The sequence below is a fragment of the Clostridium sp. CMCC3677 genome (assembly GCF_023845585.1).
GTDB lineage: Bacteria > Bacillota > Clostridia > Clostridiales > Clostridiaceae > Clostridium > Clostridium aquiflavi.
Genome location: NZ_JAMQHS010000010.1, coordinates 45428 through 60457, shown reverse-complemented (window position 1 = coordinate 60457; position 15030 = coordinate 45428). Strand labels below are relative to the sequence as shown.

Below are 15030 nucleotides of genomic sequence, written 5' to 3'. Positions count from 1 at the left end.
CAGTAGCTTTATTTATTGCAAAAAATTTATAATAATGTTTTTGCAAATTCTAAATTATCAAATTCTTTTCGTTTTATATGATTTAGTGTATCATCTAAATATGTCTTATGATGTTCTGTTGTTTTAGTGAATACTTGAATAAATTTAACTACATCATATGACGAATCAATTTTATTATTTAGATATCTACCTACTAAATAGAATCTTAAAAATGAATATCTTGTTAACAGCATTATATATCCATCAAATACACTTTCTGTTTCTGAAAATGGGAATAAATTTTTATATATAAAATTAACTAAGTAATTTTCAAAAATATAACTATTAGCATTCACGAATTTTTCAACATAAATCTTGAATGCATTTATATAAAACTCTGGATTATTCGTTGCATCTTTTATTTCATCAAATTTAAATCCAGCTATAAGTTCTTTAGTATACTCCTTAAAAGTCTTACTATCAATTTCTTTAAATACATTTAAATCATCTACCATCTTCTTAAAAAATGAAATTTGAATAATATAGTTCATATCATTTTTTTCATATGAATCATCAATTGAATTTATATTATATCCTTTTATAAATTTATGTACATTACTAAAATTATAATCAATTTCTTCTTCTAACTTTTCTAAAAATTCTCCTAAAATATATAGTCTTTCACTTAAATCAAACTTTCTATTTTTTATTATCTTAATACTTAAATCTCTAATTTCCTTAAAATATTTTACAGGTGAATCCTTAAATTCTTTAGATTTTGTATCAATATCGCTTGATAAAATGTGTTTTCCTAAAGTTTCTTGACTCTCTTTAAATTCGATTCCCTCTTTTTTTAACAAAAGAATTCTTGCAGCTTCAGGACATGCCACATCAAGGGACATTTCATAATATCCATCTATTCTATTTGTAATTCTAGGGAACGATGTACATACATTTGAAAGATATTCTTCACCCAACTTAGAATGAATTACACAGTAATTTTCATCATCTAAAAATGGACATCTTTTTCCTTTTTTTAATTTTACTTTTCCATAATCTATATCATCACAACAATAACCAGTATTATTATGAACATTCTTTTGAAACATTTTTCTCATTTCTTGATCTTGAACTTTATAATATTGTTTAAATGTAGTTTTATCTATATCTACATCCCAGCCAATACAACAGCTATCTTCGCAGCTTCCACCTATGCACTTAAACTCTTTAAGATACATTGGATATCTCATCTTTATCTTTCTTTCCATTACTTTCTTCCTTATCTAATTTATTATTTAACTTTAATATTATATAATTTTATTGCCATACTTAATGTTTTATTGAGTTGCTTTACTTCCTTTAAAACTGGATCTAAAGAATCATAAACATTCTCTACAAATAAATCTATATGAAATCTTAATGTATTTCCAAGTTGTCTTCCATTTGGTGTTTGTGGTGGCAAAGCAAATGGTGTTAGTTGTATTTTAGTTTTATCTCTTGCATAATCTCTAACAAACCAAGCAATAAATTCTAATGCCTCTAAACCTTCTTCTGACTTATCAATTGTGAATCTAAATTGTACAAGTAGTTCATTTTCAAATCCACCATTTGTTCTTAAAAGAGCTGCAATTGGCAAATGTGCATAATCTGCTGTTAATACTAAATCAGAATCTACACCTTCTAAGTCACAAACTCCACTTTCAATTGAATCAATTCCCGCAATATTATAGATAGTATCTTGAAAATTCTTAACATCTATTGGGTATTTCATAAAATTAACGCACCTCCCAACATGTATTACTTTTATAGCATAAGTATAGCATAAATATAAAAAGAAGCACTAATACTTCTAAATATTAATGCTACTCTACTATCTGTATTGTTTTAATTCTTCATTAATTATGAAATCGTCTTTTGCATTTATTGTAAATGGTACTGCATGTACAACACATTTATATTTATCACTCCATAAATGCGATGATATTTCCATCTATCATTATATAAATTTTCTCTTTTGTATATTTAAATATTTATATAGCCAAAATAACATTGAAAGGTGGTTTTACTAATGAAAAAATTTATTTCTATGCTTTTAATTTGTTTATCTTTATCATTTTGTATTTTTGCTCAATCAGCCTATGCCGTAAATATCTTTGATGAAGGAGTTTATAAAGCAGCTGATTTTAATTTTTCGTCTGAAAATAAGTATGTTGTTCAAAACATATCTGATAAAAGTAGTGTTTATATCGAAGTTTTTGATGAAAATCAGAATTTATTACAATCAATTCATTTATTACCCAAATCTGATAAATATAATTTAATTCCTTTAAAACCTGACTATAGAATTGTACTAGTGGGTAAAGGTAATGTCTTTATTTCTTAAAACTAAATTGTTCTTTTTTAATATTATGCTATAGAGTGGATTACCTATATAGTCCACTCATTTATTGTTTCCATGTGTTATGTATTAATCCAATATAAAAAATAAAATGTATCAACTAAGTGTGTGTTGCTACATTTTATCTTCCTTTTATATATTAAATTATTTATTATATATTTTAGCTACTTTTTTCGTATTGCTTTAATCTATTCATATTCAATTTCTACTATTCTAGGCAAATCAAGAGCTACAAAAAACTTTATTCTTCAATAAATTGTGCCAATTCTTCATTAAATTTATCACGTTGATCATAGAACAATCCATGGCCACTGTGTTCAAATGCTATAAGCTTGGAATTTTTAATACGTTGTCTTTGTGATTCAGCTAATGGGAATAGACAAACTTTGTCATGAATACCATGAAGAATTAAAGTTGGAACACTTATTTTCTCTAGATCAAAAAATAAGCTTTCTTCATCTAACCAAGAATTTGCAGTTGCAGCAGTAGCCCAGCCTGCTGCTTGTAGTCCTAATTGGAAGAACCATTCTGAAAAAGGCTTAGTTATATGCTGGAAGAAAAACATGTCTCCAAATCCTTGCAACATTTTAGGACGATCATTATACGTTCCTTGAATAATTTCATTTACAGCTTCTTTTTCTAAACCATATGGAAAATATGAACGTTTTATAAGACTAGGAGCTGCTGCTGCAAAAAGTGCAAGTTTAGACACTCCATATTCATTATGTCTGGCCATGTATCTAATAGCAATGGCTCCCCCAGTAGAATGTCCTGCTAATATAAAATTTTTTAAATTAAGTACTTCAACTACAGCTCGAACATCATCTGATAACCTATCGTAGCAATATCCTGTAAAAGGCTTGTCTGATTGTCCAAATCCTCTCTGATCTATGCCAATACATCGATATCCCATTTTAGGTAGCTGATTAAACTGATACTCAAACAGTTTATGACTTCCAGGCCACCCATGTAGAAATATGATTGTCTTTTTGCCCTCTGGATTAAGATCCTCTACATAAACTTTTACATCTGATTCTACTCTAACATAATATCCCATTCAAATACCTCTTTTAATAAAATTTCTTCATTATCAGCTTATTCTCTGTGGAACAAATAGGTGAATCACATATTTGATTTTAATATAATTTCGTTCAAGCATTTACTAACACAGTGATACATATCTCTATAATTTTCACTTTCACTTGATGGATTATGAATCAGTTACTCAATCATACACTAAAATTCCTGTGAATCTTTTTGTATTATATTGTCAAAGAAATATCCTACAATAACAAGTAATTTTTCTTATTTTTCCAAACTACTTAAAATATGTTTCAAATCCATTATTTAATATATAAGCTCCATTTGGGACTTGTGCTGTTATCAAACACATATTTAAACAATCTACACATGACCCCATTGCATTCAATAAGCAAAGAAAAATTGTATACCCATTTAACCACCCAAGTGCATTTAAAATAAATGGTAATACAATAGATAAAAGTAACAGTGGCATAATTGAAATAATCAAAAATCTGCTTTTCTTTATTTTTTCAGAAGTGGCAACAAATCCGCAAATGCCATTTATTCCCCAATATGTTTTATCTGATTTTAAAACATTTGGAATAAAACAAGCATGTAAGAATTCATGTATTGTCATAAAAATAAAGATAACAGGGATAAATAATAATGTTACTAAATGTAATTCCAATGTAATGTTGAATCCTTCATTGCTTTTTAAGAAATCTTGTAGTGGTGTATATAAGTTATAGAAAATAAACATTTCAATTGCGCCATTTATCAACATAAATGGTGTGGATAATAAAATAGTCCATGTAAAATTAGATGGCTCTTTTATTTTTTTCCAATTGTTTAATGTAAGTTTTTCACTTAACGCCTTATCTGTATGTGGAAGTTTTTTTATGTATTTCATTTAAAGCAATTCCTTTCATTAACAGCTCGTCTACAATTTACTAAGCCATATGTAACCTTTATTTAATTATATCATGTATTTAATACCAAATTATTCAATTCACAAAGAACATTTTTTATTACTTCTAATATCATATATTTTACCTATATCTTATGTAAATTGTTTATTTAGGATAATTATAACATATTGTAAATATCACATTATTATATTGTTTTACCAACTTATTATTATAATAAAAGTATTCTGTAATAAACGCTTTATTCATATTGGATTTATGTCTAAATATATAAACATAAATCCAAACTAAATAGTGGATAATTTTGTTTTTACATAAAATTATCTAAACTCTCATAAAAAAAGCCATCATGTTATAAATTTTATACAGCCATACGTTTTATATCATCTGGAATAATTAAATTTGCTTCTGTTAAAGATTTAATTTCATCGATTGTTGTATAATCACTAATCTCCCTTAAAAATAATCCCTTATCTGTTACTTCAATTACACAAAATTCTGTAATAATTAAGTTTACTTGTGATTTTGCAGTTAATGGTAATCTACATTTTTTAAGAATTTTAGGTTTTCCCTTTCCAGTATGCTGCATGGCCACAATTACTTTTTTAGCACCTGTTACTAAATCCATAGCGCCCCCCATACCTGGTACCATTTTACCTGGAATAATCCAATTAGCTAGACTACCTTCCTCATCCACTTCTAAAGCTCCAAGTACAGTAACATCAACATGTCCACCTCTAATTAATGCAAAGGACATAGAACTATCAAAAAATGCTGCTTCTGGTAATGCTGTTACACATTGTCCACCTGCATTTATTATATTTGCATCTTCATGTCCTAATGTTGGTACTGCCCCCATTCCAATCATTCCATTTTCAGATTGAAAGAATACATGCTTGTCTTTTGGTACATAATTTGCAACCAATGTTGGAAGTCCTATTCCAAGATTTACAAGTTGTCCTTCCTTTAATTCCTTTGCAACTCTTTTTGCAATTATTTGTCTTGCCAATTTACTATCTGTAATCATTTAAATTGCCTCCTTTATTATATAATTTACTAATACACCTGGAGTCATTATATCTTCCCTATTTAATTCTTCAAATTTAACTAAATTTTCAGCTTCCATTATTACAGTATCAGCTGCCATTGCAATATAAGGATTAAAGTTTTTTGTAGTTCCTTTATAACAAGTGTTTCCGAATTCATCTACTATACTTCCCTTTACTAGTGAAACATCTGCTTTTAATGGAAGTTCTAATAAATATTCTTTACCATCAATTAAAATCTTACGTTTTCCCTTTTCTACAATTGTTCCTATTCCTGTTGATGTTAGTACTCCACCTAAACCAGAACCTGCCGCACGTATTCTTTCAATTAATGTTCCTTGTGGAGAAAGTTCCACCCCCATTTCCCCACTATTCATTCTCCTTCCGGTCTCAGGATTTGTCCCTATATGAGAAGCTATTACCTTTTTTACCTGACCATTTACAACTAATTTACCTATGCCTTTATCTGGATATCCGGTATCGTTTCCTATTATAGTTAAATCTTTTACATTTAAATTTACCAACATATCAATTATGGTTTCAGGACTTCCACAATCTAAGAAACCACCAATCATAATTGTCATTCCATCTTTAAAAATAGACTTTAGATCTTCAAGCTTAACTATTTTATTCATGTTAATATCTCCTTCTTTTTTTTAGAATATATAATACTTCATATAAAACTGCTAAATATATTGAAATGATTGTATTGATCTATCATCTAACCTGCAAGTACACATCTTCTTTGTTTTGTAAAATTCCTTGCAGAAGTTATAACTTCACCTGTAGGTCCTGCAATAGTAAAAGTTGTAAAGCCTTCTGTACCTGGAGTATATTTATCTACCAATTCATGCTTTAATATTTTATCTTCATATCTTCCCATGTGTGTTTCATCTACAATCATTTTTGCTAATATTTCTTTATTCTCCAATGTAGCCTTTCTTATACCTTTTATAATTCTTTCCCTATCTTCTTTTGTATAATAAAGACTTAATTTCTTTTGTACATAAATTGCCTTTGTAATAGGATTTTCAACTTTTTTAAATACTCCTAGATATGATTCTTTATTATTAGATTTGTCACCTTCAGTTCTTTTTGTAATTTTTAAATCTTTTGTTTGCGATAATACTGATAAGTTTCTTTCCATATTGCTCCTCCTCATAGTTATAAAATTTTCACACAAAAACCTATAAGAGCTTTTGATTTCTATCTTTTATTAATTAGACTATATTTTTAAACCATGTAATATTGTATTATAATGGAGAGTTGGCATTTGAATTTAATTAAAACAAATTATTAATTAAAGCTTTTATTAATTTTTACTATATTGAACTACTTTAGTAAAAATTTCTATAAGATTAAAAAATTTAAGTTATTTGGATATATGGTGCTACTTGGAAATAGTAAGATGTTATAAAAAAGCTTTATTAATTCTAAAAATACTGTAGTTGTTTTATTTAATTATCTCTCTGTAAATTTATTGAAATATTTGTATAAATAGTATATTATCACTAAATTATCCAAAATCAATATTTAAATTCCATAAAATTACTCACAGCTAGATAAAACGTTAACAAAACGAGAGTTGGTTATATATTTTGATATCATAAATTCTAAAGAACAATTATAGGAAAATTAAAAATAATATCGAATTTTTCTATTTTTTCTGAAAACCTTTTAATAGATATTAATAATTTTAAGAATTCGTAGTATAAATTGTAGTTTGATAATTCTTTATTATTGTTTTCAAAAATGGCTATGTTTTAAACATTTATTAAAATTTCTCTAATTTTGTAAATACTAAAAAAAGAATATGATCTCTATACTAAATAGAAATCATATTCTTAACTTAGATTTTTTAATTATTTATAACAGTTTGTAATTTATTTTATTTATTAATATATTAAACTACTTTTTAAGATAATCATATATAACATCGGGAGATGGAAGTGTTAAGTCTGTGAGAATATGAGAACTTGAAACTATTTCTTTTACAGGTAAGTCATTAAATGGTGCCATAGCATGATCAAATAATTGTAATCTTGCAGGACCAGTCCATGCCTCATGTACAGTAATGTCTTTAATTTGTGCAGATATTAGCTCACATATTCTTGGAGTTCCATCATAGTTAGGTATAATTTTTAACATAAAATTAGGACGACAAATTTGTTCCTTTGCTTCATTTAAATCTAATTGTTTATGCTTATATCCCATAGTTGCTATTGCTACTCTTAATTTTCCATAGTCTAATGTACCAACTAGTGTGTCTGAATCAACAAATAGCTTAGGATAACCAAGTTTTTTAGGATACGCACTAAGTTCTCTTCCAACGGCAATAGCTGGCTGATTATCTAAATACATCATATGCAAATAGTCACCCTTTTTACCATTATAGCTTACTGGTATAGCCTGTCCACATTCTGTATAAGATCCTAATCCACTTGTGTCAGGCATAGCCATCATTTCAAATCTAACTAAAGGATCATCTCCTAATTCTAAAGGTTCTGGTACAATTTTACGTAAAGCATCAGCATCAGTATGGTATATAATATTAAAATATTCACGGTTATGGAACCTGTAAGGTCCTCTTGGGAATGCTGGAGCTGTTAGTGGTGTTGTAATTTGTTTAGATACTTCACTTTTTAACATAACTATTCATCTTCTTACCTTAAATATTTGACATTCTCATTTTAACTTAATTGTATTTTTAAATTATAATGTCATTATAGTATAAATGCTATAGATAGATACTAAATCTTAATACTACAATTTCATATTACTCTAAAACACAGCTTATAATTAAAATTGAGATTTAAGATTTATTAAATGGAAATGAATCTTTGGATATGTCATTACCCTTTAAAAAGATTAATACATAATGTAACATATTAGTCTTATTAAAATATATCATAATATCCATTTAAAGTAAAATAATAAATTAATTTACAAATAAAACATCTATATTTTAAGTTAATAAACTTTATTGTTCCATTCATATAGTTTCCAAATCCATATTCTTGCCAAAGTTCAATAATTCAGATTATAATTATTCTATTTCCATTGCTAATTCTTCTAAAGAATATTTTTTATTGCATTTTGAACAATAATAAAAAATTTTAACTTCATATGTTTCTACATCTGATACATACCCATCTATATTTGTATTCCTTACTATACCTTTATACTCTTCACTAGTATTTTTTTTCATTTTTGCTCCACAAACTTTACAATTTTTCTTATATACTAAAAAATATTTTAATTCTCCAAATCCAAATGACCATTCTTTTCCTTTTACTTTTGGTACATTACACCTTGCATAAAACATATTGCAAACCCTAACTCCAATAAATATTAAAGTTCCCATAAGTGCAGTTGCCCCTAATATCGTCAAAAGCAGCAAACCATATTGACTAAGCGTTAATCTACGTGTATTTTCAAACAACACTTTCTTTATATAGTTGATTCGAAAAATATAGAGTATAAATGTGAATTTCAAGATTTTCTTATATTCTTTATTGTTTATTATCTTCTTTATTAAATTATTCATAATTATTTTGTTCTCCCTGTTACTTCTTATAACTTTACTTAAATTGTAAGCCTTTCTCTTTTAACTGTTTATTTAATTTATAACACTCAATCTTAACTTAAAACTTATTTTTCTAATCCACATTTCTTATATATTTCTAAAATTATTGGTTGTTTTCCTTTAATATAAGAATCTATATCTTCAGGATATTTTAATGCCATCTTTTTTTTAATAACACTATACCTATCTTTATCTTCTTTATGCTTTCTTAGATAATCTCTAAAAGTAACATGACGATATAATTCTTTATTGTCTTTACCACATACATATAAATGATGTACCATCAAATGTGGTTTATTTGAATATTTAAACGCTTCTCTACCATATATTCCCAAGTCGCCTTCATGAATATAACCAAGGGTTTCCAATGCTTTTTTAACTTCATCAAAATTTCTATCAATCACAATATCAATATCTATAATTGGCTTTGCTGATAATCCTTCAACTGATGTACTACCAATATGCTCAATTGAAATAATTTTTCCAGATAAAACTGCTAATAATTCATCTTTTATACTTTTAAAACTCTCTTTCCATTTTGGATTATAATCTTCTACTATTACATGTTTAGTTATCATCAAAAATTTTCCTTCCAAATTAGAATTTATATAAATCTACTAATTTAATCCAATATCTTTGAGTTATAGTATTATCATTTGGGTCAAATACTTCGTTTTCTAATACTCCACCATTTGAAATAATAGTCTTAGCAGATGCAATATTCTCTTTATCACAAGTAATTAGAACTTCTTTTATGTTCAATTCAATGGATTTTTTTAATGCCAATTTTAACATTTCTGTTGCATATCCTTTTCTTCTTTCTAATTTTCTAACACTATATCCGATATGCCCTCCAAAATTTAATAAATATTCATTTAACCTATGTCTAATATCAATCATTCCAATTAATTTTCCACTTTCATCTAAAGCGAGATATGTTGTCGCTGGTACCAAACCATCTCTAACAGTTTCCTCATTTAAATTGTCCTTAAAAGCCTTATACCACTCTTCAAATGATTTTGAATTTGCCAATCCTGCTGAACCATCTATACTATCTCCATTTTTAATAAACTCTTTTTTATAGTCCATTAAAATTTCTTTATATTCGACATTTGGCAAAACTAATTTCAGTCTATTCATTTTATTACCTCCAAATCCATTATTACTTGTAACACTTTAAAATAATTATTGTTCGTACTTAATTAAACTATTCTACAAATTTACTATTTATATACTCAACCTAAAACTATTGTTTTAATTAGTGTCTATGGCTAACTTATCAAAAACTTTCATCACATATGGGTTTCCATCTTTTTGCTTTGAATAAAAAATAAAAGTTTCCCAAAAATCTAAATTTATAATAAACTGATACTCTCCTATTGAAAATTCCTGCAAATACTCATCTTGCATAGCCAGATTCATATCAATTGATCCTTCTAAAACTTTATTTTTATATAAAAATTGTAATACTTCTATTAATTTATTTATATCCTGATGATTTGCACTGTACTTTACAATGGAAATCGTATCACTTCCTGCAACTTTATGTACTTCCCAACCATTATTAGCTTTTTTAATTATCTTATACATGCTATATCACCTACAACTTACTGTTTGTATTTTAATAAATTATATCATATATTGTAAATTAAGGAATTAGATCTCTGTACAAAAATAAAAAGTCATAACAATTAAAAATCATTACAACTTTTTATATTTCTAATCAACTTATTTAACTTTGATAGTATCCCAACTTATGAAACCTATACCATTCATTAATTTTATCTTCAGGTTTAGCATTTAAATATAACATAATTTCTTTAGCAAATTCTAATGTATTGCTTGAATGTTTTCTATTATTCATATAACCAAATCTACAATACAATCTAAAGCACTAACTTGGAATATTATATATTCCACTTGTATACTTAGGAAATATTCCTTGATTTGGAGCAAATAATCCACCTATCCCAGGAATTCTAACTTGTCCTCCATGCCCTTGAAATATAGCACTCACCATCTATTTCTTCTATTTTGTCCATATCACTTAACATAAGGTTTCTATAATATACTCTATACCTCTCCTTCTCTATTTATAAAGTTTTGACAGATTTAAATTAAAATCTATCTCATCATTTTGAGTGTTTGTTCCAGAGGAATACATTCTGCATATCTACCATTCCAAATAAATTCATTATAATATCTGTATGTTTGCTGTGCTGACATAAACTTATTGTCAACTGTTGTATTTGAATAAGCTGGAACTATCATGTGAAATCCATGTTCAAATCCACACTTTATAGTAGCATCAATACAATAATCTATTTGAAGTCCTACAATAATTATATCCTTTTCGCCTTTACTTATTAAATATTCTAACAAACCAGTATCTTTAAAAGCACTATTTACTTTTTTATCAAATATTTTTTCTTCTTTAGATGGTATAAATTTTTCATATATTTCAAAACCTTCAGTTCCTTTTGTTAATTCATTTTTAGCACCATCATCATGGCGTACATATATTATTTCTATATTATTTTGCCTCGCTGTAGCAATTATTTTTTCTACATTTGACACAAATTCATTGAATTTATATAAATTTTCATTTGTTATTAATTTCTGTGTATCAACAACTAATAAGACCATTTATTTATCCCCCTTACAAATTGGAATTTGTATAACTATTATTTATTTATAACTTAACATAAAAATTAATAATAATTTTCTATCCAACCATTTTATATTTCAGCATACTCAAACTCGCCATTAATATTGCCAGATATATGTATACAGTGTCCACAAAACATATCTCCATCTAGGCATTCTATATAAAATTCTCCATTTGACTCAATACTTATATAAACAATCTTCATAAGATTCATAAATCTTTCTTTTGTGATTTCATCATATTTATAATACTCATCTTCTTCATCAAATTCTTCGTCAAAAGATTCATAATACTCTTCCTTACCTTCTTTAAACCAGTCATTTACAAGATCCAAGAGTTCATCAGCAGCATAACTATGGATTTTTGCATCCCACTCTTTCTGGTTATTATAAAGTGTATGAGCAGTTGAAAGATAGTCCTTTATAACATTTTCATCTTTATCATAATTAAATGATAAACTAACCCCTGAATTCATCCAGTTAATTGTTGTATCAAAACTATTAGTTGCTTTTTCAAATGTAAATTTTCCAAGAACTTCATCTTTATAAAATACAGGTTTTAATTCTTCGCGTAAAATATTTTCTAATTCAGAATCTTTATAACATGTATCAATAATTTGAATAAGCATAAAATCATGTTTAGAATTATCTTTAGACATACGTACCTTTAACCTTATAATAGAATTTCTATTTACTGTTTTTTGAAGAATCTTTAACTGTTCATAATCAACTAAAGCTTCAAGACAGTATTTTTCTTGTACTACAGGTTTATTGCTGTCATATATTTTCCAAGCTATCACATACATAGATGCGCTCCACATAATATTATCGCATCCTTGTCCTCCTCCAAAGCCTGATGGACCTGTTACAACAGCTATTTCAATAATTTCTTCTGAAAATCTACTTTCAAATCTTTCAATTTCAGATTGTTTACTCATTATAATTCCTCCATAAATTCTGAATAATAAATATAATATCACGTAGATAAATCACTATTTATCTGTTGATTATATAAATCAAGTTTTATTAAAGATAATTTTATATTAGCTTAATAAATTTAAATTTAAAAATTATTTTTTCTTTTTTACCTTTGGAGTAGGAAGTTCTTCATACATCTCCGTAATCAATCTACATAAGAATTCTTTGTTATCAACATTATCAATCAAAAGCATTGGTTTTGCACCATCATAAGGCAATTCCTCAGTTGCCTCTGTCATCAACTGTCTACTCACTTTGGTTATCTTAACCAAAAAACGATCATCATATATTCCTCCAAAAATCTTTCCTTGAAAATATAAAATATATTCTCCCATCATTTTTCTATAAGAAATATTGTTCAATATATCTAATTGTTCAATAATGAAATCTAAATATTCTTGACTAGAAGCCATATCTTATTTCCTCCACAAATTACTATTTGTCTGTGAATTATATAAAAAATATTTTATTCACACTTTATTTAAATCTACTATTCCGAATTAATTATAACATATATTGTAATTTAAATATTATTCATATATTGATTAATTATATTTATTATGTATATAATTAATCAATATATGAATAAACAAAGGGGAGGGGATCTCCATAAAAAAGAAAAATATAATTATAATTTTCTTTCCAGCAATATTAATGAGCCTATTAACAGTAATCTCATTTACTAATATGGATGTCTACAATACAAAGGGAATAGATTTTAAAGGACTTTTTATAATATCATTACTTTTACTATTTCCATTATTATTTTTAATACAAGGAATTTTATGTGCTGTAAATAATACAAATATAGTTAATCTAATATTTTCATTTGGAGTGTCTATATTAGATTATATAATATTAATGAAAATATATTTAAATGATTCAGCATTTGAATATGTTTTAATTTACTCAGTATTATGGATAATTGGATATACAATAACTTATATTGTTAAAAAAATAAAATCATCTAAAAGTAACTAAATTTACATAAGTAAAATTCTTAAAGTGGACAATCATGTGATTGTCCACTTTAATCATAATTCATTTATCAACATTGCTTTAAAATACACCCTAATTTAAAAACATTTAATTAATATTCATAACTATTCTTTTGAGTTTTCTTTAAAGCTGAAACAAGTACATTTACGCACTTTTCTATATCACTGTCACTAGACATGTTATTTCCCAAATTAATAAGTAACGCATTTTTAGATAAATCCTGATTAAAGCATAACTTACCACGATTATACGAAATTATTTCTGCTTTAATTTCATTTGAACTATTTATATTTTGTAATAAATTTTCAGAAAATATCTTATTGTTCTCATAATAAGGACTATTTTTAGCAAGAACTAATGTTATATTTTTTTGTATCACATTTAGTACTATTTACTGCATCTCCATGTATATCCAATAAAATATTATTTGAATAATCTTTAACATCTGCTTTTATTAAATCACGTGAATTTTGATATGATTCAGTATATTCTTTTGGTGCCTTGCACTTGATAAAATTAAAATATTTATTTATATATGTCGTATATATTTGACATAAAGTAATTTTTATAATAATATAGAAATATGGAGGTGATTATATGGGACGAAATATTCCTATAAAAGTTGCTCGTGCTCAACTTGATATGACGCAAAAACAACTTGCTGAAAAAGTTGGAATTTCTAGGCAAACAATGAATGCTATTGAACAGGGCGATTATAATCCAACGATTAAGCTATGCCGAGCCATTTGCAGAGCATTGGGAAAAGGACTAGATGATTTATTTTGGGAGGAAGAAAATGATGAATAAAAGAAAAAATAAATTAGATGAAATGCAAGAACAAAAACTTTTAAAAATTGAACGAAATGGCATGTGGTTTGCATTTTGGGGACTCTTTGCCACTATCCTCATTCAATCATCAATTGGTAAAGGAGATATTATAGGTGAGTTGATTGTATTCATGTGCCTTTCTATATACATTGTTTTTGCATGCTTGAAAAATGGAATTTGGGATAGAAAATTAGAAGCAAACATAAAAACTAATATAATTGTCAGTTCAATATCAGGTATTTTATGTGGTATAACATTTTTTATATCCTCATATTTAAAATATCATAAATTGCTAGGTTCAATCGCTACAGGAATAATTATGTTAAGTTCAGTTTTTGCTTTAGCTTTTGTTACATTAACTGTATTTTCATCAATCTATAAAAAAAGAATCAAAAAGATTGAAGAGAGTTGTGAATCAAAATCTGATGAGGCTAATTAAAAAAACATAAAAGGACGGTAATTAATTTCCATCCTTTTATGTTTTTAACTATATTATTTTGCCTCGCTGTAGCAATTATTTTTTCTCCATTCTCTTCAAACTCACTAATCAAACTTTCCCACTCAGTTTTATAACTACTTGTTAATGTAATAAATTTCAAT

General features: G+C 26.5%; 23 protein-coding genes and 1 pseudogene. 4 read left to right on the top strand and 20 right to left on the bottom strand.

What is annotated here, in order from left to right; genetic code table 11:
• Positions 1-26: 26 nt before the first annotated feature.
• Together fliB and NG901_RS13400 are read right to left on the bottom strand one after the other, a co-directional pair.
• Positions 27-1247 (bottom strand): flagellin lysine-N-methylase, encoded by a 1221-nt coding sequence (gene fliB / locus NG901_RS13405; RefSeq protein ID WP_252215532.1) that lies wholly within the window; start codon positions 1245-1247, stop codon positions 27-29.
• A 23-nt stretch (positions 1248-1270) separates the two neighbouring features.
• A complete protein-coding gene (locus tag NG901_RS13400) occupies positions 1271-1750 on the bottom strand; it encodes a hypothetical protein (protein ID WP_252215530.1) in 480 nt (159 codons plus the stop codon).
• A gap of 297 nt (positions 1751-2047) precedes the next feature.
• Here NG901_RS13400 and NG901_RS13395 point away from each other — a divergent pair, with 297 nt between their 5' ends.
• Positions 2048-2362, top strand: a complete 315-nt coding sequence (locus tag NG901_RS13395; RefSeq protein WP_252215527.1) for a hypothetical protein — start codon at positions 2048-2050, stop codon at positions 2360-2362.
• 256 nt (positions 2363-2618) lie between these two features.
• Here the strand turns inward: NG901_RS13395 and NG901_RS13390 are convergent, their stop codons facing one another.
• The 15 genes and pseudogenes from NG901_RS13390 to NG901_RS13325 form a co-directional block, all read right to left on the bottom strand.
• Positions 2619-3434: an alpha/beta fold hydrolase gene (locus tag NG901_RS13390; protein ID WP_252215524.1), complete on the bottom strand. Its 816-nt coding sequence runs from the start codon at positions 3432-3434 to the stop codon at positions 2619-2621.
• A 261-nt stretch (positions 3435-3695) separates the two neighbouring features.
• On the bottom strand, positions 3696-4310 hold the full coding sequence (locus NG901_RS13385) for a DUF3267 domain-containing protein (RefSeq protein WP_252215522.1): 615 nt from the start codon (positions 4308-4310) through the stop codon (positions 3696-3698).
• Positions 4311-4687: 377 nt separating this feature from the next.
• Positions 4688-5353 (bottom strand): 3-oxoacid CoA-transferase subunit B, encoded by a 666-nt coding sequence (locus NG901_RS13380; protein ID WP_252215519.1) that lies wholly within the window; start codon positions 5351-5353, stop codon positions 4688-4690.
• A complete protein-coding gene (gene ctfA, locus NG901_RS13375) occupies positions 5354-6007 on the bottom strand; it encodes a butyrate--acetoacetate CoA-transferase subunit A (protein ID WP_252215517.1) in 654 nt (217 codons plus the stop codon).
• Between the two features lie 86 nt (positions 6008-6093).
• Positions 6094-6519 (bottom strand): aldehyde dehydrogenase family protein, encoded by a 426-nt coding sequence (locus tag NG901_RS13370; RefSeq protein WP_252215657.1) that lies wholly within the window; start codon positions 6517-6519, stop codon positions 6094-6096.
• A gap of 761 nt (positions 6520-7280) precedes the next feature.
• Positions 7281-8021: an acetoacetate decarboxylase gene (adc, locus tag NG901_RS13365; RefSeq protein ID WP_252215515.1), complete on the bottom strand. Its 741-nt coding sequence runs from the start codon at positions 8019-8021 to the stop codon at positions 7281-7283.
• A 397-nt stretch (positions 8022-8418) separates the two neighbouring features.
• Positions 8419-8919, bottom strand: coding sequence for a hypothetical protein (locus NG901_RS13360; RefSeq protein WP_252215513.1), 501 nt, complete (start codon positions 8917-8919; stop codon positions 8419-8421).
• 104 nt (positions 8920-9023) lie between these two features.
• A complete protein-coding gene (locus tag NG901_RS13355; protein ID WP_252215655.1) occupies positions 9024-9536 on the bottom strand; it encodes a GrpB family protein in 513 nt (170 codons plus the stop codon).
• Between the two features lie 19 nt (positions 9537-9555).
• Positions 9556-10098, bottom strand: a complete 543-nt coding sequence (locus NG901_RS13350) for a GNAT family N-acetyltransferase (protein ID WP_252215511.1) — start codon at positions 10096-10098, stop codon at positions 9556-9558.
• A gap of 114 nt (positions 10099-10212) precedes the next feature.
• On the bottom strand, positions 10213-10548 hold the full coding sequence (locus NG901_RS13345; protein ID WP_252215507.1) for a hypothetical protein: 336 nt from the start codon (positions 10546-10548) through the stop codon (positions 10213-10215).
• A 142-nt stretch (positions 10549-10690) separates the two neighbouring features.
• On the bottom strand, positions 10691-10822 hold the full coding sequence (locus tag NG901_RS17195) for a hypothetical protein (protein WP_286673915.1): 132 nt from the start codon (positions 10820-10822) through the stop codon (positions 10691-10693).
• A 42-nt stretch (positions 10823-10864) separates the two neighbouring features.
• Positions 10865-10966 (bottom strand): annotated as a pseudogene (locus NG901_RS13340) (metallophosphoesterase); the annotation flags it as partial.
• A gap of 116 nt (positions 10967-11082) precedes the next feature.
• The gene (locus tag NG901_RS13335) at positions 11083-11604 is read right to left on the bottom strand and encodes a cysteine hydrolase family protein (RefSeq protein WP_252215505.1); all 522 of its coding nucleotides are present in this window, start codon (positions 11602-11604) and stop codon (positions 11083-11085) included.
• Positions 11605-11696: 92 nt separating this feature from the next.
• Complete coding sequence (locus NG901_RS13330; protein ID WP_252215503.1) at positions 11697-12563, bottom strand: DUF2262 domain-containing protein; 867 nt, start codon at positions 12561-12563, stop codon at positions 11697-11699.
• A 132-nt stretch (positions 12564-12695) separates the two neighbouring features.
• Positions 12696-13016: a TfoX/Sxy family protein gene (locus NG901_RS13325; protein ID WP_252215501.1), complete on the bottom strand. Its 321-nt coding sequence runs from the start codon at positions 13014-13016 to the stop codon at positions 12696-12698.
• 241 nt (positions 13017-13257) lie between these two features.
• Between NG901_RS13325 and NG901_RS13320 the strand changes: the two genes are divergently transcribed.
• Positions 13258-13584, top strand: a complete 327-nt coding sequence (locus NG901_RS13320) for a hypothetical protein (protein WP_252215500.1) — start codon at positions 13258-13260, stop codon at positions 13582-13584.
• 109 nt (positions 13585-13693) lie between these two features.
• Here NG901_RS13320 and NG901_RS13315 read toward each other — a convergent pair whose 3' ends face one another.
• Entirely contained in the window at positions 13694-13981 is a 288-nt protein-coding gene (locus NG901_RS13315) for a stage II sporulation protein P (RefSeq protein ID WP_252215499.1), read from the bottom strand.
• Positions 13947-14057, bottom strand: a complete 111-nt coding sequence (locus tag NG901_RS13310) for a hypothetical protein (RefSeq protein WP_252215653.1) — start codon at positions 14055-14057, stop codon at positions 13947-13949. Before NG901_RS13310 ends, NG901_RS13315 begins: the two co-directional genes overlap by 35 nt.
• Before the next feature lie 142 nt (positions 14058-14199).
• Between NG901_RS13310 and NG901_RS13305 the strand changes: the two genes are divergently transcribed.
• Both NG901_RS13305 and NG901_RS13300 read left to right on the top strand, forming a co-directional pair.
• Positions 14200-14409 carry a helix-turn-helix transcriptional regulator gene (locus NG901_RS13305; RefSeq protein WP_017353070.1) on the top strand — a complete coding sequence of 70 codons (210 nt, stop codon included), beginning with the start codon at positions 14200-14202 and terminating at the stop codon, positions 14407-14409.
• The gene (locus NG901_RS13300) at positions 14402-14869 is read left to right on the top strand and encodes a DUF6773 family protein (RefSeq protein ID WP_252215651.1); all 468 of its coding nucleotides are present in this window, start codon (positions 14402-14404) and stop codon (positions 14867-14869) included. The genes NG901_RS13305 and NG901_RS13300 overlap by 8 nt, the downstream gene beginning before the upstream one ends.
• Here NG901_RS13300 and NG901_RS13295 read toward each other — a convergent pair.
• Positions 14862-15029, bottom strand: coding sequence for a hypothetical protein (locus NG901_RS13295; RefSeq protein ID WP_252215498.1), 168 nt, complete (start codon positions 15027-15029; stop codon positions 14862-14864). The genes NG901_RS13300 and NG901_RS13295 overlap by 8 nt on opposite strands.
• Position 15030: the final 1 nt, after the last annotated feature.